The organism is Pseudonocardia sp. CA-142604 (assembly GCF_050948475.1).
In the GTDB taxonomy this organism is placed as follows: Bacteria; Actinomycetota; Actinomycetes; order Mycobacteriales; family Pseudonocardiaceae; genus Pseudonocardia; species Pseudonocardia alaniniphila.
In genome coordinates, this window is record NZ_CP192045.1 from 2,584,610 (window position 1) to 2,607,624 (window position 23,015).

The 23,015-nt window shown below is 72.5% G+C and carries 21 protein-coding genes; 19 read left to right on the plus strand and 2 right to left on the minus strand.

The window, feature by feature from the left end; translation table 11 throughout:
- The first annotated feature begins 291 nt into the window (after positions 1–291).
- The 17 genes from ACQPZQ_RS11820 to ACQPZQ_RS11900 all read left to right on the plus strand — a co-directional run bounded on the left by ACQPZQ_RS11820 (position 292) and on the right by ACQPZQ_RS11900 (position 20,919).
- Positions 292–1,842 carry a UDP-N-acetylmuramoyl-L-alanyl-D-glutamate--2,6-diaminopimelate ligase gene (locus tag ACQPZQ_RS11820; protein WP_433294969.1) on the plus strand — a complete coding sequence of 517 codons (1,551 nt, stop codon included), beginning with the start codon at positions 292–294 and terminating at the stop codon, positions 1,840–1,842.
- A gap of 45 nt (positions 1,843–1,887) precedes the next feature.
- A complete protein-coding gene (locus ACQPZQ_RS11825; RefSeq protein ID WP_433294971.1) occupies positions 1,888–3,318 on the plus strand; it encodes a UDP-N-acetylmuramoyl-tripeptide--D-alanyl-D-alanine ligase in 1,431 nt (476 codons plus the stop codon).
- On the plus strand, positions 3,315–4,385 hold the full coding sequence (gene mraY, locus ACQPZQ_RS11830) for a phospho-N-acetylmuramoyl-pentapeptide-transferase (RefSeq protein ID WP_241039431.1): 1,071 nt from the start codon (positions 3,315–3,317) through the stop codon (positions 4,383–4,385). The genes ACQPZQ_RS11825 and mraY overlap by 4 nt, the downstream gene beginning before the upstream one ends.
- Positions 4,385–5,797, plus strand: coding sequence for a UDP-N-acetylmuramoyl-L-alanine--D-glutamate ligase (gene murD / locus ACQPZQ_RS11835; protein WP_433299138.1), 1,413 nt, complete (start codon positions 4,385–4,387; stop codon positions 5,795–5,797). Before mraY ends, murD begins: the two co-directional genes overlap by 1 nt.
- Positions 5,794–7,119, plus strand: coding sequence for a putative lipid II flippase FtsW (ftsW, locus tag ACQPZQ_RS11840; RefSeq protein WP_433294973.1), 1,326 nt, complete (start codon positions 5,794–5,796; stop codon positions 7,117–7,119). Before murD ends, ftsW begins: the two co-directional genes overlap by 4 nt.
- Positions 7,116–8,285 (plus strand): undecaprenyldiphospho-muramoylpentapeptide beta-N-acetylglucosaminyltransferase, encoded by a 1,170-nt coding sequence (gene murG / locus ACQPZQ_RS11845; protein WP_433294975.1) that lies wholly within the window; start codon positions 7,116–7,118, stop codon positions 8,283–8,285. The genes ftsW and murG overlap by 4 nt, the downstream gene beginning before the upstream one ends.
- Complete coding sequence (gene murC / locus ACQPZQ_RS11850; RefSeq protein ID WP_433294977.1) at positions 8,270–9,703, plus strand: UDP-N-acetylmuramate--L-alanine ligase; 1,434 nt, start codon at positions 8,270–8,272, stop codon at positions 9,701–9,703. The genes murG and murC overlap by 16 nt, the downstream gene beginning before the upstream one ends.
- A gap of 137 nt (positions 9,704–9,840) precedes the next feature.
- Entirely contained in the window at positions 9,841–10,677 is an 837-nt protein-coding gene (locus ACQPZQ_RS11855) for a cell division protein FtsQ/DivIB (RefSeq protein WP_433294979.1), read from the plus strand.
- A 150-nt stretch (positions 10,678–10,827) separates the two neighbouring features.
- Positions 10,828–12,201 (plus strand): cell division protein FtsZ, encoded by a 1,374-nt coding sequence (gene ftsZ, locus ACQPZQ_RS11860; protein WP_433294981.1) that lies wholly within the window; start codon positions 10,828–10,830, stop codon positions 12,199–12,201.
- A 2-nt stretch (positions 12,202–12,203) separates the two neighbouring features.
- A complete protein-coding gene (gene pgeF / locus ACQPZQ_RS11865; RefSeq protein WP_433299140.1) occupies positions 12,204–12,920 on the plus strand; it encodes a peptidoglycan editing factor PgeF in 717 nt (238 codons plus the stop codon).
- Positions 12,921–12,993: 73 nt separating this feature from the next.
- Complete coding sequence (locus ACQPZQ_RS11870; protein ID WP_433294983.1) at positions 12,994–13,737, plus strand: YggS family pyridoxal phosphate-dependent enzyme; 744 nt, start codon at positions 12,994–12,996, stop codon at positions 13,735–13,737.
- 59 nt (positions 13,738–13,796) lie between these two features.
- On the plus strand, positions 13,797–14,507 hold the full coding sequence (locus ACQPZQ_RS11875) for a cell division protein SepF (RefSeq protein WP_433294985.1): 711 nt from the start codon (positions 13,797–13,799) through the stop codon (positions 14,505–14,507).
- A gap of 4 nt (positions 14,508–14,511) precedes the next feature.
- A complete protein-coding gene (locus tag ACQPZQ_RS11880; protein WP_241039419.1) occupies positions 14,512–14,805 on the plus strand; it encodes a YggT family protein in 294 nt (97 codons plus the stop codon).
- Between the two features lie 49 nt (positions 14,806–14,854).
- Positions 14,855–15,718, plus strand: a complete 864-nt coding sequence (gene wag31 / locus ACQPZQ_RS11885) for a DivIVA-like cell division protein Wag31 (protein ID WP_433294987.1) — start codon at positions 14,855–14,857, stop codon at positions 15,716–15,718.
- A 59-nt stretch (positions 15,719–15,777) separates the two neighbouring features.
- Positions 15,778–17,178 (plus strand): hypothetical protein, encoded by a 1,401-nt coding sequence (locus ACQPZQ_RS11890; RefSeq protein WP_433294989.1) that lies wholly within the window; start codon positions 15,778–15,780, stop codon positions 17,176–17,178.
- A 268-nt stretch (positions 17,179–17,446) separates the two neighbouring features.
- Positions 17,447–20,632 carry an isoleucine--tRNA ligase gene (gene ileS / locus ACQPZQ_RS11895; protein WP_433294991.1) on the plus strand — a complete coding sequence of 1,062 codons (3,186 nt, stop codon included), beginning with the start codon at positions 17,447–17,449 and terminating at the stop codon, positions 20,630–20,632.
- 11 nt (positions 20,633–20,643) lie between these two features.
- Entirely contained in the window at positions 20,644–20,919 is a 276-nt protein-coding gene (locus tag ACQPZQ_RS11900) for a DUF167 domain-containing protein (protein WP_433294993.1), read from the plus strand.
- A gap of 6 nt (positions 20,920–20,925) precedes the next feature.
- Here the strand turns inward: ACQPZQ_RS11900 and ACQPZQ_RS11905 are convergent, their stop codons facing one another.
- Positions 20,926–21,144: a hypothetical protein gene (locus tag ACQPZQ_RS11905; RefSeq protein WP_433294995.1), complete on the minus strand. Its 219-nt coding sequence runs from the start codon at positions 21,142–21,144 to the stop codon at positions 20,926–20,928.
- Positions 21,145–21,146: 2 nt separating this feature from the next.
- On the minus strand, positions 21,147–21,527 hold the full coding sequence (locus tag ACQPZQ_RS11910; RefSeq protein WP_433294997.1) for a DUF4267 domain-containing protein: 381 nt from the start codon (positions 21,525–21,527) through the stop codon (positions 21,147–21,149).
- Positions 21,528–21,622: 95 nt separating this feature from the next.
- Between ACQPZQ_RS11910 and ACQPZQ_RS11915 the strand changes: the two genes are divergently transcribed.
- Positions 21,623–22,204 carry a TetR/AcrR family transcriptional regulator gene (locus tag ACQPZQ_RS11915; RefSeq protein WP_433294999.1) on the plus strand — a complete coding sequence of 194 codons (582 nt, stop codon included), beginning with the start codon at positions 21,623–21,625 and terminating at the stop codon, positions 22,202–22,204.
- A 52-nt stretch (positions 22,205–22,256) separates the two neighbouring features.
- Positions 22,257–23,012 (plus strand): class I SAM-dependent methyltransferase, encoded by a 756-nt coding sequence (locus tag ACQPZQ_RS11920; RefSeq protein WP_433295001.1) that lies wholly within the window; start codon positions 22,257–22,259, stop codon positions 23,010–23,012.
- Positions 23,013–23,015: the final 3 nt, after the last annotated feature.

Below are 23,015 nucleotides of genomic sequence, written 5' to 3' on the forward strand. Positions count from 1 at the left end.
GCGTGGGCCGGGCTCCCGCACGGGTGTACGGCGGGTGGTCGGGTGGGGGCGGCGACCGGTCGTGGCCGCTGCGGTCGTCCACAGAGGCCGGTGCAGGCGCGACACGCCGGTGCTCCGGCTCAGCCGGATCGATCATCGGTGCGGTGAGAACGACCACTGGCCGTTCGTCCAGACCCTTTCGGGGAAGCATGCGCTTGCCGGTCGTTCCCCCGCGGCCGGTGGTGTATCTCCCATCGCCCACGTGGCGGTGCGAGGGCAGGGCGGTCGAGGTGCGCCGGTAGCCTCCCCGACGTGTCACCAGCCAGTCCTGCCGCCGCCTCCACGGCCGCCGCGTGTCCCCGGCCGCGGTGCGTGCGGCCGGTTGACCTGCAGGTGATCGCGGGCGCCGTCGGTGCCACCACTGTCGCGCCTGCCACCGGCGCCGCACGGCCCTCGCGCGTCACCGGAGTGACGTTGCGCGCGGCAGAGGCGCAGCCCGGCGACCTGTTCGCCGCACTGGCGGGCTCCCGTGCCCACGGTGCCGACTTCGCCGAGCAGGCGCTCGCCGCCGGAGCCGTCGCCGTGCTCACCGATCCCGACGGCGCGCGGCGTCCGGCGCTGCGCGGGCTTCCCGTTCTCGTGCACCCGCGGCCCCGCGAGGTACTGGGAACGGTCGCCGCGCTCGTCTACGGCGACCCGACGGCCCGGCTCTCGGTGCTCGGCGTGACCGGCACGAGCGGCAAGACCACGGTCGCGCACCTGCTCGAGGCGGGGCTCCGCGCCGCGGGCCGCGCCACCGGGCTGGTCGGCACGGTCGGCACCCGCATCGACGGCAAGGACCTGCCCAGCGCCTTCACCACCCCGGAGGCCCCCGACCTGCAGGCGCTGTTCGCGGTGATGGCCGAGGACGGCGTCACCGACGTGGCGATGGAGGTGTCGAGCCACGCGCTCGCGCTCGGCCGGGTGTCCGGCACCAGGTTCGCGGTGGCCGCCTTCACGAACTTGTCGCAGGACCATCTCGACTTCCACGACGACATGGACGACTACTTCGAGGCGAAGGCGGCGCTGTTCGACGGGCGGGCCGCCCACGGCGTCGTGTGCATCGACGACGAGTGGGGCCGGCGGCTGGCTGCGCGGTGCCCGGACGCGGTCACGGTGTCCACCTGCGGGCCGGCGCAGTGGCGAGCGGTGGACGCCGCCACGGGCACCGACGGCACGCAGACGTTCACCGCGGTGGTCCCGGACGGCGCGTCCGTGCCCGTGCGGCTGCTGCTGCCGGGAGCGTTCAACGTGGCCAACGCGCTGGTCGCGCTGGCCTGTCTGGATGCCGTGGGCGTGCCGGCGGCGGTGGCGGCGGAGGGCTTCGCGACCCTGGCCGTCCCGGGGCGGATGCAGCGCGTGGAGGCGGGGCAGCCGTATCTCGCGCTGGTCGACTACGCGCACAAGCCTGCCGCTGTGGCTGCGCTGCTCGACACGCTGCGGGCGCAGGTGACGGGCCGCCTGATCGTCGTGCTGGGCTGCGGTGGCGACCGCGACCGGGGCAAGCGGCCCTTGATGGGCGCTGCCGCCGCGTCCCGGGCGCAGCTTCTCGTCGTCACCGACGACAACCCGCGCACCGAGGACCCTTCGGCCATCCGGGCCGCCATGATGGCCGGCGCCCAGGCCGAGCAGGGCCACGGTGATCTGATGGAGATCGGCGACCGGCGCGCCGCGATCACGGCTGCGGTGGCCTACGCCCGGCCGGGAGACGCGGTCGTCGTAGCCGGTAAAGGGCACGAGACAGGCCAGGAGATCGACGGCGTGAAGCATCCGTTCGACGACGCCGCCGAGTTGGCGGCTGCGATCGAGGCCGGTCGGCAGTGAGCCGAACACACATGATCCGATACAACCGATGACCGGGATCACAGCATGATCGAGATGCGGCTGGCCGAAGTCGCCGCCGTGACCGGGGGGCAGTTGCACCGTGCCTCCGGGGAGGAGCGCGTCGTCGCCGTCGAGTTCGACACGCGCGTGATCGGGGCGGGCGGCCTGTTCGTCGCCCTTCCTGGTGAGCGCGTCGACGGGCACGACTACGCGACCGCTGCAGTCGACGCGGGTGCCGTCGCGGTCCTCGCGGGCCGTGAGGTGGACGCCCCCGCCGTCGTGGTCCCGCCCGCAGAGCGCGACACCGGCACCTACCTGGGCGAGACCGACCCGGACGGCGTGGGTGCGGCCGTGCTCGCCGCGCTCGCCCGGCTGGCCGGCCACGCGGTGCGGGCGTTGCCCGCCACCACGGTGGTCGGAGTCACCGGCAGCTCCGGCAAGACGTCCACGAAGGACCTGCTCGCCGCGGTGCTGGCCCCACTCGGTCCGACGGTCGCGCCGCCGGGCTCGTTCAACAACGAGCTCGGCCTGCCGTGGACGGCGCTGCGTGCCGATGCGGCCACCCGCCACCTGGTGCTCGAGTACTCGGCACGCGGGCCAGGGCACATCGCGCGGCTCGCCGCCGCCGTGCCCCCGCGGATCGGGTTGGTTCTCAACGTCGGGAGTGCGCACCTCGGCGAGTTCGGCTCGCGCGCCGCGGTCGCGGCCGCCAAGGGCGAGCTGGTGGAGGCCCTGCCTGCCGGGGAAGACGGTGGCGTGGCCGTCCTCAACGCCGACGACCCCGCCGTCGCCGCGATGGCGGGGCGCACCGCCGCCCGGATCGTGACGTTCGGCCGTGCTCCGGACGCCGTCGTGCGCGCCGAGGACGTCGAGCTCGATGCAGGCCGGGCCCGCTTCACCCTGGTCGGCCCCGGCGGTCGCGCGCCCGTGGCGCTGCGGCTGGTGGGCGATCACCACATCGGCAACGCGCTCGCCGCGGCCGCGGTGGCGATGGAGCTGGGCGCCACCGCAGACGGCGTCGCCGCGGCCCTGAGCGCGGCGCTACCGGCCTCCCGATGGCGTATGGAGGTCATCGACCGGCCCGACGGGGTCACCGTCGTCAACGACGCCTACAACGCCAATCCCGAGTCGATGCACGCGGCGCTGCGCGCGTTGGTCGCACTCAGCGGGCAGGAGCGCCGCACGTGGGCGGTGCTCGGCAGGATCGCCGAGCTCGGCGACGACAGCGCCGCCGCCCATGCCGAGGTCGCGGCCGTCGCCCGCCGGCTGGGCGTCGACCAGCTGGTCGCGGTCGAGACCACCGACTACCCGGGCGCACGCAGCACCGGCAGCGTCGACGAGGTCCTGGCCCTGCTGCGGGCGGAGCTCGCCCCGGGCGACGTCGTTCTCGTGAAGGCCTCGCGCTCGGCAGGGCTCGAACGGGTGGCCGCCGGCCTGCTGGACGCCGCCGCCACGCCGGGGCAGGTGTCCCGGTGAGAGGTGTCTTCATCGCTGCGGGGGTCGCCCTCGCGGTCTCGATCCTCCTGACCCCGTACCTGATCAGATTCTTCTCGCGGCAGGGCTTCGGCCAGGAGATCCGTGCCGAGGGACCGTCGAGCCACCAGGCCAAGCGGGGCACCCCCACGATGGGTGGCGTCGCGATCCTGCTCGCGATCTGGCTCGGCTACGGGTTCTCGCATGCGCTCACCGGCGAGCCGGTCACCTCGTCCGCGATGCTCGTGCTGTTCCTCACCACGGCGCTGGGGGTCGTCGGGTTCCTCGACGACTTCATCAAGATCCGCAGGGCGCGCAACCTCGGGCTCAACAAGACGTCCAAGATCGTGGGCCAGGTACTCACCGCCACGATCTTCGGCATCCTGGCGCTGCGCTTCAGCAACGCCGACGGGCTCACGCCCGGCTCGGACAACCTCTCGTTCGTCCGCGACATCACTGTGCTGTCGTTCGGCCTGGTCGGCTTCGTGGTGCTCGCCAACCTGATCGTCGCGGCCTGGTCCAACGCCGTGAACCTCACCGACGGGCTCGACGGCCTGGCGGCCGGCACCGCCGCTATGGTGCTCGCCACGTACACGATCATCGGGTTCTGGCAGTTCCGCAACAACTGCTCACTCATCAGCGCCGCCGGCTGTTACCAGGTGCGCGACCCTCTCGACGTCGCGCTCGTCTCGGCGGCCGCGATGGGCGGCTGCATCGGTTTCCTCTGGTGGAACGCCGCCCCGGCGCGCATCTTCATGGGCGACACGGGCTCGTTGGCGCTCGGCGGTCTCGTCGCAGGCCTGTCGATCGTGACGCGCACCGAACTGCTGCTCGTGGTGATCGGTGGGGTGTTCGTGGTGGAGGCGCTGTCGGTGGCCGTGCAGATCGCGGTGTTCCGCACCACCCGGCGACGGGTGTTCCGGATGGCACCGTTCCACCATCACTTCGAGCTCGCCGGGTGGGCGGAGACCACGGTGATCATCCGGTTCTGGCTGCTCGCCGCCATGTGCGCGGCGCTCGGGCTCGGGCTGTTCTACCAGGAGTGGCTCACCGCGTCGGCGGGACCGTGATGGACGCCCGGGGACGCGCGGACGCCGCGAGCACCACACCGCCGGACCTCGCCGGCGCTGCTGTGCTCGTGGCCGGTGCGGGCGTGTCCGGGCTGGCCGCCGCGGCCGCGCTGGTCGAGCTCGGCGCGCGGGTGACGGTCACCGACGCCGTCCCGGATCGGCTCACCGACCTGCCCGCGGGTGCCCAGGCGGGCGGCGACCCCGATGCCGTGCCGCCCGGCACCGCGCTCATCGTCACCTCGCCGGGGCGGCGTCCCGACCACCCGCTGGTCACCGCGGCCGCCGCGGCCGGTGTGCCGCTCGTCGGCGAGCCGGAGCTGGCCTGGTGGATCGGGCAGTCCCGCCCGGTGCCGCCGGAGTGGCTCGTGGTCACCGGCACCAACGGCAAGACCACCACCGTCGGCATGCTCGCCTCGATCCTGCGTGCGGCCGGGCGCGACGCCGTGGCCTGCGGCAACATCGGCTACACCGTGATCGACGCCGTCCGGGCCGGTCATCCGGTGCTCGCCGTGGAGCTGTCGAGCTTCCAGCTCCACTGGTCGCCCTCGATCCGGCCCGCCGCAGGCTGCGTCCTCAACGTGGCCGACGACCACCTGGACTGGCACGGCTCGATGGCGGAGTACGCGGCCGCGAAGGCCAGGGCACTGCTCGGCCCGGTCGCGATCGCAGGAGCGGACGACCCCGCGGCCGCCGCGCTGCTCGCCGCGTCGCCCGCCCCGCGCCGGGTGGGCGTCACGCTGGGGGAGCCGGGGCCCGACCAGCTCGGTGTGGTCCAGGATGTGCTCGTGGACCGCGCCTTCGGTGGGGGGAAGCTCGTCGCGGCCTCCGCCGTGCATCCCGGCGGTGCGCCGGGGGTGACCGACGCACTGGCGGCCGCGGCGCTCGCGCGGGCGGCCGGGGTGGGTCCCGACGCCGTGCGCGCCGGGCTCGACGACTTCCGCCCGGGGCCACACCGCGGCGCCGACATCGCGACGGTCGCGGGCGTCCGGTTCGTCGACGACTCCAAGGCGACGAACCCACACGCCGCGGCGGCCTCGCTCACCGCGCAGGCGCCCGCGCAGGTGGTCTGGATCGTCGGCGGTCTGCTCAAGGGCGCCAAGGTCGACGAGCTCGTGGCACGTCACGCAGGCCGGCTGCGTGCAGCGGTCGTGATCGGCACCGACAGGGCAGAGATCCTCACCGCTCTCGCGCGACACGCACCCGACGTCCCCGTCGCAGAGGTGACGGCAGGCAACGATGGCCCCATGATGACCGCGGTGCGACGTGGCGCCGCCCTCGCACGGCAGGGTGACGTCGTACTGCTCGCCCCGGCCGCGGCGTCGATGGACCAGTTCGTCGACTACGCCGACCGGGGGCGGGCGTTCGCCGAGGCTGTGGCAGGGCTGCAGCCACGACCGGGGGAGGCGCGATGACCGGGGTGGACACCCGTCGTGCCCGGCCGCCTCGGAACCGGTCCTCCTCGCCGCTCGCCGGCGTCCGTGCGGTGGTCGGCCGCAGCGCCACCGCACTCGGGCAGTGGCTGCGCCGCCCTCTCACCTCGCTGCACCTGATCCTCGGCGTGTTCGGGTTGCTCACGCTGTTCGGCCTGGTCATGGTGCTCTCGGCGTCGTCGGTGGAGTCCTTCACCGCCGACGGGTCGTCGTACTCGGTGTTCAGCAGGCAGCTGATGTTCTGCGTGCCGGGGCTCCTGCTGTTCTGGCTGGGCCTGCGCATCCCACCCCGGGCGCTGCGCTCGCTGGCGCCCGCCGCGCTGATCATCGGCGCCCTGTCGCTGGTCGCCGTGCTGCTCGTCGGCGACGTGCGCAACGGTTCCCGGGCGTGGTTCGTGGTCGGGTCGCTGTCGCTCCAGCCCTCGGAGGCGGTCAAGGTCGCCCTGACGCTGTGGGGCGCGCACGTGCTCGCCGCGCGGCGGGCGGTCATGCACCGCTGGAGGTACGCGCTGTCGCCCGTCGTGCCCGTCACGGTCGTGCTGCTCACCCTGCTGGTGCTGCAGCCCGACCTCGGCATGACCGTCTCCCTGGGCATCGTGCTCATCGCGCTGCTGTTCTTCGCCGGTGCCCCGATCCGGCTGATGGTTGCGCTCAGCATCGGCGCGATCGCCGGGGCGGTCGTGCTCGCGCTCAGCGCGAGCTACCGGCTCAGCCGGATCAGCGCGTTCCTCTCACCCGAGAGCACCGACCCGCTGAAGGCGGGTTTCCAGTCCCAGCAGGCGCTCTACTCGCTCGCCGACGGCGGACTGTTCGGCGTCGGTCTCGGGCAGGGGCGGGCGAAGTGGAGCTACCTGCCCAACGCCCACAACGACTTCATCTTCGCGATCATCGGCGAGGAGCTCGGCTTCCTCGGTGCGTTCGCCGTGCTCGCTCTCTTCGCCACCCTGGCCTACGCCGGCTTGCGCATCGCCGCGCGCAACACCGACCCATGGCTCAAGCTCGTGGTGGCGACCTCCACGACCTGGCTGGTCGCCCAGGCGGCAATCAACATCTCCTACGTCGTAGGGCTGCTGCCGGTGACCGGGCTGCAGCTCCCGCTGATCTCGTCCGGAGGCACATCGCTCGTGGTCACCATGTTCGTCTTCGGGATCCTCGCCAACGCCGCACGCCACGAGCCGGAGGCCATCGCGGCGCTGAAACAGCATGGTCAGGGGCGGGTCGCACGCCTGTTGCGGCTGCCGCTACCCCAACCGTACAAGGCCCCCGCCACCCGTCCGCCCGCACAGCGGGGACGGGTCCGATGAGCCGCGCGGCCCGGCACGCGCCCTCGGTCGTCGTCGCGGGCGGGGGGACGGCGGGCCACATCGAACCGGCGCTCGCTCTCGCCGACGCCGTGCGCAGGCTGCGCCCCGACGCGAGGATCACCGCCCTCGGCACCGAGCGCGGGCTCGACACCGCCCTCATCCCGGCCCGCGGCTATCCGCTGGAGCTGATCCCGCCGGTCCCCATGCCGCGCAAGCTCAGCACCGACCTGATGCGCCTGCCCGTGCGCGTGCGCGACGCCGTCATGCGCGCGCGCGACGTGCTCGACAGGGTGGACGCCGACGTCGTGGTGGGCTTCGGGGGCTACGTCGCGCTGCCGGCGTACCTGGGGGCCCGTGGCCGCGTTCCGGTCGTCGTCCACGAGGCGAACGCGCGGGCGGGGCTGGCTAACAAGGTGGGAGCGCGGTTCGCCGATCTCGTGGCGGTCGCCGTGCCCGGGAGCGGGCTGCCCGGGGAGCAGGTCGTCGGGATGCCGCTGCGCCGCTCGATCACCGGGCTCGACCGGATGTCCCTGCGCCCACAGGCCCGCCACTTCTTCGGCCTCCCCCCGCACGGACCCGTGCTGCTGGTGTTCGGCGGCTCGCAGGGTGCCCGCACGCTGAACGACGCCGTCGCCGCCGCACTGCCCAGCCTGCTGCGCGCCGGGATCGCGGTGCTGCACGCCCACGGGAGGAACGGCTCCGCCGCGCCGCCCGCCCGCGGCTATGTGGCCACGCCCTACATCGAGCGCATGGACCTGGCGTACGCGGCCGCCGACGCCGTGCTCGGCCGCTGCGGCATGACGACGGTCGCCGAGGTCACCGCCGTCGGCCTGCCCGCCGTCTACGTCCCGCTCCCGCACGGCAACGGTGAGCAGGCACTCAACGCCGCGCCCGTCGTCACCGCGGGAGGAGGGGTGCTCGTCGACGACGCCGAGCTCACCGGCGAACGCGCCACGGCCGAGCTCGTGCCGCTGCTGACGGATCCACCGCGGCTCGCGGCGATGAGCCGGGCGGCGCGCTCCTCCGGCCACGCCGACGCCGCCGATCGGCTGGCGCACATGGTCCTCGGCATCGCAGGCGCCGACGGTCCGGCGCCCGAACAGGATCTCTGGCGCGCCAACACCCAGGCCCCCCGGCGGGGCCGCGAGCCATGGGCGCAGACGTGACGGACGTGGACACGGAGTCGGCGCCCGTCGACCTGTCGGGGCGCGTGCACCTCATCGGGATCGGCGGCGCCGGGATGAGCGGTATCGCCCGGATCCTGCTGGCCAGAGGGGCCACGGTCTCGGGTTCGGACGCCAAGGACTCCCGTGCCGTGCTCGCGCTGCGGGCACTCGGAGCCCGGGTGGAGGTCGGCCACGATCCGGGGCACCTGCCCGAGGCGCCCGCCACCGTGGTGGTCTCGAGCGCGATCCGCGCCACCAACCCGGAGCTGGAAGCCGCCCGCGAGCGGGGGCTCGTCGTGGTCCATCGGGCCAGGGCCCTCGCCGCGTTGACGGCTGGGCGCCGGCTCGCCGCCGTCACGGGCACGGCGGGCAAGACGTCCACCACCTCGATGCTGACCGTCGCGCTGCAGCACTGTGGGCTGGATCCGTCCTTCGCGATCGGCGGCGACCTGGCCGCGTCCGGGTCGGGCGCCCACGAGGGCAGTGGCGATATTTTTGTGGCCGAGGCCGACGAGAGCGACGCGTCGTTCCTCGCGTTCTCCCCGGTGGTCGCGGTGGTCACCAACGTCGAGGCCGACCACCTCGACCACTACGGGAGCACCGAGGCCTACCTCGCGGCGTTCGAGAAGTTCCTCGGCCGGATCGAGCCCGGTGGTGCGCTCGTGGCCTGCGCTGACGACCCCGGGGCGGCGGCGCTGGCCGGCGTGGCGGAGAGCCGTGGCATCCGGGTGCGGCGCTACGGCCGCGAGCAGGGCCGCGACGCCCAGCTGGTCGACTTCCGGCCGGACGGCACCGGCGCGCGGATCGTGCTCCGCCTCGACGGCGTCGAGCACCTTCTCCGGCTGGCCGTGCCGGGGGAGCACATGGCGCAGAACGCGCTCGGCGCGCTGCTCGCCGGCGTGGAGCTCGGCGCCCCCGTCGACGGCCTGCTGGCCGGGCTCGCCGCATTCGACGGCGTGCGCCGCCGGTTCGAGTTCCGCGGCCGGGTGAGCGGTGTCGCCGTCTACGACGACTACGCACACCACCCGAGCAAGGTCGCGGCGCAGCTGCGGGCCGCCCGTGACGTGGTGGGGGACCGTGGCCGCGTCGTGGTGGCGTTCCAGCCGCACCTGTACTCGCGCACCAGGGAGTTCGCGTCCGCGTTCGGCGCGGCACTAGGGCTCGCCGACGAGGTGGTCGTCCTCGAGGTGTACGGCGCACGGGAGGACCCCGAGCCCGGTGTGAGCGGCGCGCTCGTGGCCGATGCCGTGACCCTGCCGCCCGATCGCGTGCAGTACGTGCCGCGCTGGTCGGACGTCCCGGCGGTCGTGGCGGGTGTGGCGCGGCCCGGCGACCTCGTGATCACGATGGGCGCCGGTGACGTCACCGTGCTGGCGCCGGAGATCCTGCTCGAACTGGAGCGGCAGGGGCAGGCGTGACCGGCGGGGCGAGCCGGCCGCCCCGCAGCGACGGTGCCGGGGAGGGCGCATGAGTGAGCTTGCGAGCGAATCATCAACTCAGCGCCTCCGCACGGTGCCGTCTCCCGGTGGGCCGGCCGAGCGCAGCGAGGGTTGCGATGAGTAGCTCGACCACTCCGCGCCCGGCCGAGCGCCCGGCAGCCCCGCGTTCGATGGAAGGCCGGCCCACCCGGCGCCCGCCGGGGCGTCCGGGCCGCCCGGTGCCGCGGCCGCACTCGGCGGCGCGCTACCGGCGCCGACGGCTCGCCGCGTTGCTGATCGGCCTGCTGCTGCTCGTCGGGCTGGGACTGACCGGTCGGATACTGCTGTACGACGTCGGGTTCGCCGACATCGAGAACGTGCAGGTCAACTCGGAGAACCCAGCGGCGGCTGCCACCGGGGCCGTGCGGACCGAGGACGTGGTGAAGGCCGCGGATGTCAACGTCGGCACGCCCCTGGCCGCGGTGGACACGGCGGCGATCGCCTCCCGGGTGGCCCATCTGCCGGGCGTGGAGTCGGTCCGCGTCTCACGCACCTGGCTCCACACCGTCACCATCGACGTCACCCCGCGGGTCGCGGTGTCCACGGTGCAGACCGGGCAAGGTCTGGCTCTCGTGGACCGGTTCGGCATCGTCTACCCCGGCACGCCCCCGCAGGGGCTGCCGCGTTTCACGTTCGGAGCCGTCGGGCCGGACGACGCATCCACGCAGGCGGCGATCAGCGTGCTCGCCGCGGTGCCCGATGCACTACGGTCTCAGCTCCTGACCGTGGACGCCACGGACACAGCGCCGGAGGCCCCGGGGCAGGTCACCCTCGGCCTGACCGGCGACCGGCAGGTCCGCTGGGGGTCCCCCGACCGCTCTCCGGAGAAGGCGGCTGTGCTCATGCCCTTGCTCACGCAGCCAGGCCACGTGTTCGACGTGACGAGCCCGGACCTGCCTACGATCACGCGGTGAGCTTGGTGGTGGATGAGTTCACCTCCGACCCGGTCGGGGGGTTGCCGTCGCGCGGCGCGCCTGCTGGACCGCGACCATGACGCGACCTAGCGTTCGATCACGAAGGCCCGGACCCCTGGGTCCGACCCGAGCTGGACTGGAAGGTGCGCCATGACGCCCCCGCACAACTACCTGGCCGTGATCAAGGTCGTCGGCATCGGTGGCGGCGGCGTGAACGCCGTCAACCGCATGATCGAGGTAGGCCTCAAGGGTGTCGAGTTCATAGCGGTGAACACCGACGCCCAGGCGCTGCTGATGTCCGACGCCGACGTCAAGCTGGACATCGGGCGGGAACTCACGCGCGGACTGGGTGCCGGCGCCAATCCGGAGGTGGGCCGCAAGGCGGCCGAGGACCATCGCGAGGAGATCGAGGAGGTCCTCAAGGGGGCCGACATGGTCTTCGTCACTGCGGGAGAGGGCGGCGGCACGGGCACCGGTGGCGCGCCGGTCATCGCGTCGATCGCCCGCAAGCTCGGAGCGCTGACGATCGGCGTGGTCACGCGCCCCTTCACCTTCGAAGGGCGCAGGCGCGCCGGGCAGGCCGAGGACGGGATCCAGTCGCTGCGCAACGAGTGCGACACCCTGATCGTCATCCCGAACGACCGGCTGCTGCAGCTCGGCGACGTGGGCGTGTCGCTGATGGACGCCTTCCGCTCCGCCGACGAGGTGCTTCTCTCCGGTGTGCAGGGAATCACGAACCTGATCACCACCCCCGGCTTGATCAATCTCGACTTCGCCGATGTGAAGAGCGTCATGTCCGGGGCGGGCAGCGCCCTCATGGGCATCGGGTCGTCGCGCGGCGAGGGCCGGGCGGTGCAGGCCGCGGGCAAGGCCATCAACTCGCCGCTGCTCGAGGCGTCGATGGACGGCGCCCAGGGCGTGCTGCTCTCGATCGCAGGCGGATCCGACCTGGGCCTGTTCGAGATCAACGAGGCCGCATCGCTCGTGCAGGAGGCCGCACACCCCGAGGCCAACATCATCTTCGGCACCGTGATCGACGACTCCCTCGGCGACGAGGTGCGCGTCACGGTCATCGCCGCCGGGTTCGAGGCCGGAGGCCCGACGCACAAGAAGATGGAGCCCACGGCGTTCCGCTCTCCGGAGCGGCAGACCGGTGGGACGGGTTCCGGCACGCACGCCGCGGAGCACTCGTCCTCGAGCCAGCCCGCGGCGGCCGGCAACGGCACACCGCACCCGCAGAGCGGCAACGGCTTCGCGAACGGCACCAGGCCCTCGGCCGGTAGCCCGGCCGCGGCGCACCAGTCCGGCACGCTGCCGCCGTCCGCTCCGGGGTCGGGGCCCTACGCTCCGCCCGCTCCGCGTCAGCCCGACTCCCCGCGTCGCGACTCGGGATACGACCCCTCGGGCCAGCCCGCGGACGGCTCCCGTCCCTCGGCACCGGACCGGACGCCGCCCTTCACCCAGCCGGTCGACGCGGCGGACTTCGACGACGACGTGGACGTTCCGCCGTTCATGAAGCGGTGACCATGGCGCAGGCCCGCGTCCGGCGCGTGGTCACGACGCGCGCCGGTGGTCGCTCCACCGGCCGTTTCGCCACGTTCAACCTCTCCGCGGGAGTGGGGGACGACCCGGCCGCCGTCCGGGCCAACCGGCGCAGGCTGTCGTCGGAGCTGGGCGTCCCCGTCGTGTTCCTCGAGCAGGTGCACGGCACGCGGGTCGCCACCGTGGACGCGCTGCCCGGTCTCGATGCGCCCGATCTCCCGGCCACCGACGCGGCCGTCACGGCCGTGCCCGGCGTCGGTCTCGCGGTGCTGGCGGCCGACTGCGTGCCGCTGCTGCTCGCCGACCCCGGGGCCGGCGTCGTCGGGGCCGTTCACGCCGGGCGGGTCGGAGCCGCCGCGGGCGTGCTGCCCGCCACGGTGACGGCCATGGAGGCACTGGGGGCACGTGCGGATGCCCTCGAGGTGCTGCTCGGCCCGGCGATCTGTGGCGCCTGCTACGAGGTCCCTGCGCAGATGCGTGCGGAGGTGGACGCTCGCCTTCCCGGCAGCGCGAGCCGCACCCGGCGCGGCACCGCGGGCCTCGACCTGCGCGCCGGTCTCTACCGGCAGCTGATCGATCTCGGGGTGGGACGCGTCGGCGGCGATCCGAGGTGCACGCTCGAGGATCGCGATCTGTTCAGCCATCGGCGGGACGCATCGACCGGGCGGCACGCCGCGGTCATCTGGCTCCACCCGCGCTGAATCATCACCGTGGACGCGCCGCGTCCGCTCCGGCAGCTCATTCTCGATCTGGAGCAGTGCGATAGTCGTGTCGATGGGGTGCGAGGTGGACAGCGAGAGACGGCAAGAGCTAGCCGGGCGGCTGGAGGCTGTCCGCAAGCGGATCGACGCCGCGTGTGTGGCCGCCGGGCGTGCTCCCGGTGAGGTGGCACTGCTGGCCGTCACGAAGACCGTGTCGCCTGCCGACGTCGCGACTCTGCTCGACTTCGGCCTCACGGCGTTCGGCGAGAACCGCGTGCAGGAGGCGGAGGCGAAGGTCGCCTCCGTGGCGGCGCTCCGCCCGGGGTGCTCACCCGACTGGCACCTCGTCGGAAGCCTGCAGCGGAACAAGGCGAGATCCGTCGTGCGGTGGGCCCACAGCGTCGAATCGGTGGACTCGCTGCGCCTGGCCGACGCTCTCGACACCGCCGTGCGGCGCGAGCAGGAGACCGGCGGGCGCGCGGATCCGCTGCCCGTTCTCCTCCAGTACAGCGTCGACGGCGATCCGGAGCGGGGTGGCGTGCCCCGTGAGGGCCTCGGAGAGCTCGCCGAACGTGTCGCATCCTGCGCCGGGCTGCGGCTCACCGGCCTCATGGCGGTAGCCCCACTCGGGGTGGATCCCGATGTCGCATTTGCCGACGTCGCTGCCGCCGCAACCTGGCTGCGTGAACGATTTCCGCAGGCCAGGACGTTGTCGGCCGGGATGAGCGGCGATCTGGAGGCGGCTGTCCGGCATGGATCGGACGTGGTGCGTGTCGGAACAGCCCTTGTGGGGGAACGCCGGATAACCTCGGAGTGATCGTCGGGTCCGTGTGTGCTGCGGGCCGACCGTCGGGGGCGTCGATGATGGGAGCGCGAATGGGCGCGATGTACCGGCTCAAGGCCTATTTCGGCATGGTGCCCGCCGAAGAGATGGGGGAGTACACCGACGAGCCGGTCCAGGACCGGTACGCCGACGATCGGTTCGCCGACGGTCGGCGCTCCAACCGGTCTTCCCGGGAGTACACCGACGACCGGTGGGACGACCGCTTCACCTACGAGGACGAGCCTCAGCGCGACCGCTACGACGGCGACTGGGACCGGCGCACGCCACGGCCCGTCGCCGTGGACCGGCCCGCCGCTCGCAGCGCCCCAGGCCATCCTGGGGGCCCGTCAGGCATGGGCCCCGTGGTTCGGGGTGCGCTCGCGATCGATCCGGAGGCTTCCATGCACCGCGAACCCGCACGGCCCGTGCCTGTCACGACCGCCGTGCCCGAACAGCGCGACCGTGCCGCCCGTGGGGCCGCCGCGCTGGCCCGGATCACCACCTTGCACCCCCGCAGCTACAAGGAGGCTCGCACGATCGGCGAGCGCTACCGCGACGGGGTGCCGGTGATCATGAATCTCTCCGAGCTGGACGCCGCCGAGGCCAAGCGGCTCGTGGACTTCGCCGCCGGCCTCGTCTTCGCCCTACGGGGCGGCTTCGACAAGGTCACGAACAGGGTCTTCCTTCTCACACCCGCCGACGTCGAGGTGTCGGCCGACGACGCCCGCAGACTCGCAGAACGCGGCATCTTCCGCCAGGATTGAGGGCGTGCCCCTCGCCATCCAGTTCGTCGTGTACTACGTGCTGTTCTTCTTCTGGTTGCTGCTCATCGGGCGCATCGTGGCGGAGCTCGTACGGAGCTTCGCCCGGCAGTGGGTGCCGGGAGGTCCGAGCGCAGTGGCGCTGGAACTGATCTTCACAGCCACCGACCCGCCTGTGAAGTTGTTGCGCAGAGTGATCCCCGTCGTCCGAATCGGCGGCGTGGGGCTGGACTTGTCGATTATGGTTCTGCTGTTGGTCGTGTTCATACTGATGAACGTTGCCCAGCCGACGCCGTTGTGAGCCCCAGTCACACACGGTGCCGCCGCCGAGGACTGCATGAGGTGATCCGATGCCGCTGACGCCCGCCGACGTCCACAACGTCGCGTTCAGCAAACCCCCCATTGGCAAGAGGGGGTACAACGAGGACGAGGTCGACGCGTTCCTCGACCTGGTCGAGGCCGAGCTGGCCCGCCTGATCGAGGAGAACGAGGATCTCCGCGAGCAGGTTTCCCAGCTCGAACAGCGCCTCGGCAACGCACAGGCCGACCTGGAGGACGCCCGTTCGCGTCCGCAGGCTCCGCTGGGGGCGCCTGTGTCGCCCCCGACGCAGCAGATCCAGCGGCAGGTCGAGCCACCGTCCATGCGCCAGATGGAGCCCCCGCGTCTGGGCCCGCAGTCGCTGGTCGACGCCGCTGACCAGGGCGACCACCACGTGCAGGTGGCCAAGGTCCTGAGCATGGCCCAGGAGATGGCCGAGCGGCTCACCGCCGAGGCCAAGTCCGAGGCCGACGCGATGCTCAGCGACGCCCGCACCAAGTCCGAGCAGCTCCTGTCGGACGCCCGCACCAAGTCCGACGGTCTCGTCAACGACGCCCGCTCGCGGGCCGAGACGATGCTGAACGACGCCCGTACCAGGGCGGAGACCTTGGAGCGCCAGTCGCGCGACAAGGCGGCCACGCTGGTCGGCGACGCAGAGCGCAAGCAGGCGGAGATCATCGGCACGATCACCCGCGACAAGTCGGTGCTCGAGAAGAAGATCGACGAGCTGCGCACGTTCGAGCGTGAGTACCGCACCCGGCTCAAGACGTACCTGGAGTCCCAGCTCAGGGACCTGGGTGAGCGTGGGTCCGCGGCACCGTCCGACAGCCGGTCCAGCTCGAACGGCGGGTACGCCTCCACTGGCTACGGCCAGCGGGCAGACGCCGGTAGCTGACCGAGACCTACACGGGCGGTGTGGCGGGCTACGCCGCACCGCCGCACACGGAGAGAATCGTGCTGCTCCTGGTCCTGATCCTGGTCCTTCTCGCCTTCGGCCTGCTGGTGGTCGCGCTGCTGTCCGGCAGCGTGCTGTGGGCCTGGGTGTCCGTGGGGGTCAGTGTCGCTGCGGCGGCAGTCCTGCTGGTCGACTGGTTACAGCGCCGCAACGCGGTCAAGGCGGGTGCCGTGGCCGCGGGAGGCAATGGCGCTGCATCGGGCATGCCCGACATCGAGCCGGTCACCGAGGTTCTGCCGGTCATTTCCGCCTCCGGTGATGCCGGATCAGGGGGTCCGGCCGTCAATGGCGCCGCTCAGGGCGCCTCCGATGACCGGTTCGACCGGCTGATGGACGGCACTCAGACGGTGGTCATGCCGGCGGTGCAACCGTCCGGCTCTGGCGAGCGACCGTCCAGCGCTACCGGCGGAATCAGCCCATCGAGCAGTAATCCGTCACTCAGCGTAACCAAGAGCGGCGGGGATCGCCCCTCCTCCACCCCGCCGTCGAGCGACTCCACCGTCACCGGTGAGGCCGGTTCGGGCCCCACCCCCGAGCCCGCGCAAGGAGCCGGTGGATCTCCCGCGACCCCGCCCCCCGCGGTGAAGGACGCGGGCCAGACGCCCGTGCGCGAGTCCGCGGCAGCCGGCGCTTCCTCCGCTCCGGCGGGGCAGCCCGGGCAGGACAGCGCGAACAGTGCGAACAAGGACAGCGCGGGCACGGGCGAGGCTCAGGACAAGAAGCCGGGCGGGACCACCCCCGCCGCCACCGGTGCGGCGAAGCCCACCGACACCTCGGCTCTCGAATCCACCATGGCCATGAACGCGCTGCAGGCCGCCACGAGCACTGCTCCGGCGGTCCCCGAGAACGGCCCCGCGGATCAGCCGCCCGCCGAGCGCGGCACGCCGGGCGCGGCAACCGACGCCGGTGCCGCGGCCCGCACCGGGGCCGACAGCGCTCCGCCGGAGAAGGCAGCAGCCGCGGGCGCCCCCGAGGAGAGCAGCGGCCCGGTGGACGTCGGTCCGACCGTCGCTCTCGCGGGTGGTTCGTCCACCACGTCGGCCACCGCCGACGAGGGCAAGGCGGCAGACTCCGCCGACCCGGCTGCAACCGGCGCCCCCGAGGCCACTGCCGGCGAGGCCGTCCCCGCCGAGTCGACGTTCCCCGCGGCCGACGCCGACGGCGAGCCGCCGGAGGAGCCGCCGGACGTCGCCGCGTCCGCGCTGGTCGCAGCCCTCGACGACGAGGTCGTCGTGGTCGACGAGCAGCCGCGCTACCACGTCGAGGGCTGCCGGGCGTTGGTCGGCAAGGCGTTGATCCCGCTTCCGGCGCGCGAGGCGATCGAGCTCGGATTCACACCGTGCGGCTGGTGCACACCCGACCGCACGCTGGCGAGCCGGCACCCCGCCCCCACGCGGTAGCCCCCGCGGGAATACCTGGTGGCGGCCGGGCGCTACGCTTGTCACACAGGCACCGATCCGGCCATCACCGGGGAGCCTCCGGAAGAACAGGTGCTCGGCCTCCTGGCCGGGCCACCCCAGTAGACCCGGACGGGAACGGCCCGTCACAGCCGCCCGATGAGAGGTCGTCCACCTGGACGGCAAGCGGGGTGGTACCGCGGCGCCCGTGAGGGTAGTCGTCCCCGTGCAGGCAGCAGTACGAGCCACGCACGAGGAGCGAGAGCCAGCGATGAGCCCCGACGCCGCAGAGAAGTCCGGCTACCCTGCCGTTCCTGCGCATCCGTCCTTCCCCGCCATGGAGCGCGAGGTCCTGGACTTCTGGGAGGCCGACGGCACGTTCGTCGCCTCCGTCGAGGCGCGGCCTGCCGGGGAGAACGGCAGCAACGAGTTCGTCTTCTACGACGGCCCGCCGTTCGCCAACGGGCTGCCCCACTACGGGCACCTGCTCACCGGCTACGTCAAGGACGTCGTGCCGCGCTACCAGACGATGCGCGGCAAGCACGTCGAGCGACGGTTCGGCTGGGACACCCACGGTCTGCCGGCCGAGGTCGAGGCCGAACGCGAACTCGGGATCAAGGACAAGACCGAGATCGACGAAATGGGGATCGCGGCCTTCAACGAGGCCTGCCGTACCTCCGTTCTCCGCTTCACCGACGAGTGGCGCGACTATGTCACCCGCCAGGCGCGCTGGGTCGATTTCGACAACGACTACAAGACGCTCGACCTGGATTACATGGAAAGCGTCATGTGGGCGTTCAAGACCCTTTGGGACAAGGGTCTGATCTATTCCGGATTCCGCGTGCTCTGGTACTGCTGGCACGACGGCACGCCGTTGTCGGCCACCGAAACCAGGATGGATGACGTCTATCAGGACCGGCAGGATCCTGCCGTCACGGTCGGGCTGCGGCTGCGTGCTCCCGGGGCGGACCTGGACGGTGCGCTCGCGCTCGTCTGGACCACCACGCCGTGGACGCTGCCGTCCAACCTGGCCATGGCGGTCAACCCGGCGGTCGAGTACGCGCTGGTGCGCACCGCCGCCGGTGAGCGCTACGTCCTCGCCACGGCCCGCCTGGCGCACTATGCGCGCGAGCTCGGCTCGGTCGAGGCCGGTGAGCTCGAGGTGCTGCGCACGATGCCGGGCAGCGAGCTGGTCGGTCTGTCCTACGTCCCGCCGTTCGACTTCTTCGAAGGCTGGGAGAACGCGCACCGGGTCCTTTCCGCTGACTACGTGACCACCGAGGACGGCACCGGGCTCGTGCACATCGCGCCCGCCTTCGGTGAGGAGGACAAGGTCGTCACCGACGCGGCGGGCATCGAGACCGTCGTGCCGGTGGACTCCCGCGGCGAGTTCGACGCCCGGGTGGCTCCGTACGCGGGCATGCAGGTGTTCGACGCCAACCCGAAGATCATCCGTGACCTGCGCGACGGGGCGCCGTACGTGAACGGCGTGTTGCTGCGCCACGAGACCTACGACCACCCGTACCCGCACTGCTGGCGCTGCGGCAACCCGCTGATCCAGCGTGCGGTCGACTCGTGGTTCGTGCAGGTCACGGCCTTCCGTGACCGCATGGTGGAGCTGAACCAGGAGATCACCTGGGTGCCCGAGCACGTCCGCGACGGGCAGTTCGGCAAATGGCTGGAGGGCGCCCACGACTGGTCGATCTCCCGCAACCGCTACTGGGGCTCGCCGATCCCGGTGTGGGTATCGGACGACCCGCAGTACCCGCGCGTCGACGTGTACGGCTCGCTCGACGAGCTGGAGCGTGACTTCGGTGTGCGCCCGAACGACCTGCACCGCCCGTACATCGACGAGCTGACCAGGCCGAACCCGGACGACCCCACCGGGCGCTCGATGATGCGCCGGGTGCCCGAGGTGCTCGACTGCTGGTTCGACTCCGGCTCGATGCCGTTCGCCCAGGTGCACTACCCGTTCGAGAACCGCGACTGGTTCGACCACCACTACCCGGGCGACTTCATCGTCGAGTACAACGGGCAGACCCGTGGCTGGTTCTACCTGCTGCACGTGTTGGCCACGGCGCTGTTCGACCGGCCGGCATTCCGCTCGTGCATGGCCCACGGCATCGTGCTGGGCGACGACGGGCAGAAGATGTCGAAGTCGCGGCGCAACTACCCGGACGTCAACGAGGTCTTCGAGCGCGACGGCTCCGACGCCATGCGCTGGTTCCTCATGGCGTCGCCGATTCTGCGTGGCGGCAACCTCGTCGTCACCGAGCAGGGGATCCGCGAGGGCGTCCGGCAGGCGATCCTGCCACTGTGGAACACCTGGTACTTCCTGTCGCTCTATGCGAGGGCGGCCGGGCGCCAAGGCGTGGTCCGGACCGACTCGACGAATGTGCTCGACCGGTACGTCCTCGCGCGCACGGCGGCGCTCGTCGACGAGGTCACCGAGGCGATGGACGTCTACGACGTGGCGGGTGCGTGCGAGCGCATCCGTGACCACGCGGAAGCGCTCACCAACTGGTACGTGCGCCGCTCCCGCGAGCGGTTCTGGGCGGGCGACGCCGACGCGATCGACACCCTGCACACCGTGCTGGAGGTGACCTCACGGGTTGCCGCGCCGCTGCTGCCGCTCACGCTGGAGAGGGTCTGGCAGGGCCTCACCGGCGGCCGGTCGGTGCACCTGGCGGACTGGCCCACCTCCGACGAGCTCCCGCACGACGCGGCGCTCGTGGCTGCGATGGACCGCGTGCGTCAGGTGGCGTCTGCGGCGTTGTCGCTGCGCAAGGCTCGCGGGCTGCGCGTTCGGCTGCCGCTCGCCCGCCTCACGGTGGCGGCGGAGGACGTGGCGGCGCTGGAGCCGTTCACCGACATCCTGCGCGACGAGGTGAACGTCAAGGACGTCGTGCTCACCACGGACGTCGCGCGGCACGGGCGGTTCGAGATCGCGGTGAACGCCCGTGCCTGTGGGCCCCGGCTGGGTGGCGACACGCAGAAGGTGATCCGGGCCGTCAAGGCCGGCGAGTGGACCGCGAACGACGACGACACCGTCACGGCGGCGGGGATCACGCTGCTGCCCGGCGAGTTCACCGAGAAGCTCGTGGCGGCCGACCCGGACGAGACCACGGCGCTGCCCGGCTCCACGGGGCTCGTGGTGCTGGACACGGCGGTCACGCCGGAGCTGGCGGCGGAGGGCACCGCTCGCGACGTCGTGCGTGTGGTGCAGCAGGCGCGCCGGGACGCCGGTCTCGACGTGTCCGACCGGGTGGCGCTCACCCTCGACGGTCCCGCGGCCGTGCTCGACGCGGTGCGTGCCCACGAGTCGTTCGTGGCCGGTGAGGTGCTGGCGTCGTCCGTGACGTACGCCGAGGTCGCCGAGCCGACCCTGGCCGGAGCGGTCGCCGCCCCGGACGGTGCGTCGGTGCAGGTGCGGGCGCTCGTCAGCCGCACCGCCTGAGGCACGCCGGGGTGCGGATCTCCGTCCGGGTCCGGCCCGGCGCCCGAACCGACTCGGTCGGCGGGTGCTGGGCCGGACCGCGCGGATCCGCATTGCTCGTCACCGTGCGGGCGAGGGCGGTGGAGGGCGCCGCGAACACAGCGGTCCTGGCGGCCCTCGCCGAGGCGTTCGGGCTCCGCCGTGGCGAGGTCACGCTCGTCTCCGGGGCCCGTGGCCGGGACAAGGTGGTGGAGCTCGACGGGGACGAGGCCGTGCTGGCGGCCCGGCACACCGCGCTGTTGAGCTGACCGGCCTCACGTCGCGGCACGGGCGGCCTCCCACGCCGCGCTGCTCGTGAACCAGTTGTCGTAGCGCTCCTGCACGTCCAGAAGGCTCTCCGGCGGCACCTTGCCGTAGGTGATGCGTTCGAGGTGGGAGGTGGATCCGACCGCGGTCGGGGTGCGCCCGACCACCTCGGCCTCGCCGGAGCGGCCGACCACGGAATCGTCGAAGCCGGGAACGATCAAGGACATGCTCAGCTCCCGAGCAGAAGAAGAAGGCCGGCGATCGCCACGGCCACCGCAGTGCCTCCGTGCATCGCGTACCCGAGGATCTTGCTCCCCTTGTTCCTGATGACCACGAATGCGTCACCGAACGGGGTGATCGACGCGGCCAGGAGCAGCCAGCCGAGCAGGTGGAACTGCCCGAGCGCGAGCGGGATGAGGATCACGAGCCCCGACACGATGTCGCGGATGCCCTTCAGATGGAGCCACGCGCCGGCGTCCCCGTGGGGCCAGTCGGGTAGGCCGAAGGTCGCCGCACTCGCCAGCGGAGCCAGGAGGTAGCGCGCTCCGACGTAGATGATGCCGACGCCGGTGAGACCGGCGAGGGCGGCGCCGATGTAGGTCGCGAACATGGGGTACTCCTTCGCTGAGAATCTAGCGGCGCTAGAACTTCGAGCGAAGCTAACACAAGCACCGCTAGAAGATCTAGCGATGCTAGGATTTGGCGATGCCGACCCAGAACCGCCGCGAGCGGGAGCGCGCTTCACGCCACGAGCTGATCGTCCGGACGGCCCGTGAGCTCGCCGAGACCGAGGGCTGGGACGCGGTCACGACCAGGCGGCTCTCGGAGCGGATCGAGTACAGCCAGCCGGTGCTCTACAGCCATTTCGCAGGCAAGGACGCCATCATCGGAGCGGTCGCGATGCAAGGGTTCGCCGAGCTGGCCGATGCGCTGGCCGCCGCCAGGGCACAGGCGGAAGGCGAGCAGGCCGCGGTGGCCGCCGTGTTCCGCACGTACCTCGCGTTCGCCGCCGCCAACCCCGCGCTCTACGACGCCATGTTCACCCTCTCCACCGACCTGCCGTTCGCGCAGGCCACCACGCCTGCCCCGATGCAGGCGGGGTTCGCGCAGCTCCACGGCGTGCTTGCGCCGTTCGCAGGAGAGCACGACAGCGGCGTGTTCACCGAGCTGTGGTGGGCCACCATGCACGGCCTGGCCACTCTCGCCCGGGGCGGCCGCATCCCGGCCGACGCTCAGGAGCAGCGCGTGGCGATGCTCGTCGACCAGCTCACGGGCCCGGCGCGGTGAGGTCGATCCGGGTGTGCGCGGCCGGAGATCGGCGCGGCGCATACTCGGACACATGGGCAGTGCGGCGACCTTGTGGGCAGAGCGTCAGCAGGGCCGGGGCATTCCCCCGGAGATCCTCGCCAAGGCCCCGAGCAACCCGTTCCGCCACGACGTCGACCTCTTCATCGCTCCGTCACAGCCGGTGGACACGCCCTCCCGACGGGCCGCACTGGAGCTGCTCGCGGACGGCGGCACGCTGCTCGACGTCGGCTGCGGGGGAGGCGCCGCCTCGTTCGCGCTGGTGGGGCGGATCAGTCAGGTCACCGGAGTGGACCAGCAGCAGGACATGCTCGACGCGTTCAGCGCGGGCGCCGAGGCCCGTGACGTCCCCCACCGCACGGTGCTGGGCCGCTGGCCCGATATCGCCCCCGAGGCCGGCTCGGCCGACGTGGTCGTGTCCCACCACGTGCTGCACAACGTCGTGGACCTCCCAGCGTTCGTGCAGGCCCTGACAGCGGCCGCGCGCCGGGGCGTCGTCGTGGAGATGATGGCGCAGCACCCGATGGCCTGGCTCGATCCGCTCTGGGTGCGGTTCCACGGCCTGCACCGCCCGCCCTCGGCCACCACGGACGATGCGGTGGCGGTGCTGCGCGAGCTCGGGATCGAGCCGACGGTGCGGAGGTGGGAGCGCGCGACCGACCGGCGGGACGCGGCCTGGGTGACCCGCCGCCTGTGCCTCTCCGAGGACAGGGTCCCGGAGGTCGACGCCGCGCTCGCCACCCTGGACCGCTCGATGCTGGCGGCCACGCTGTCGTGGACCGTGGACTGAGTT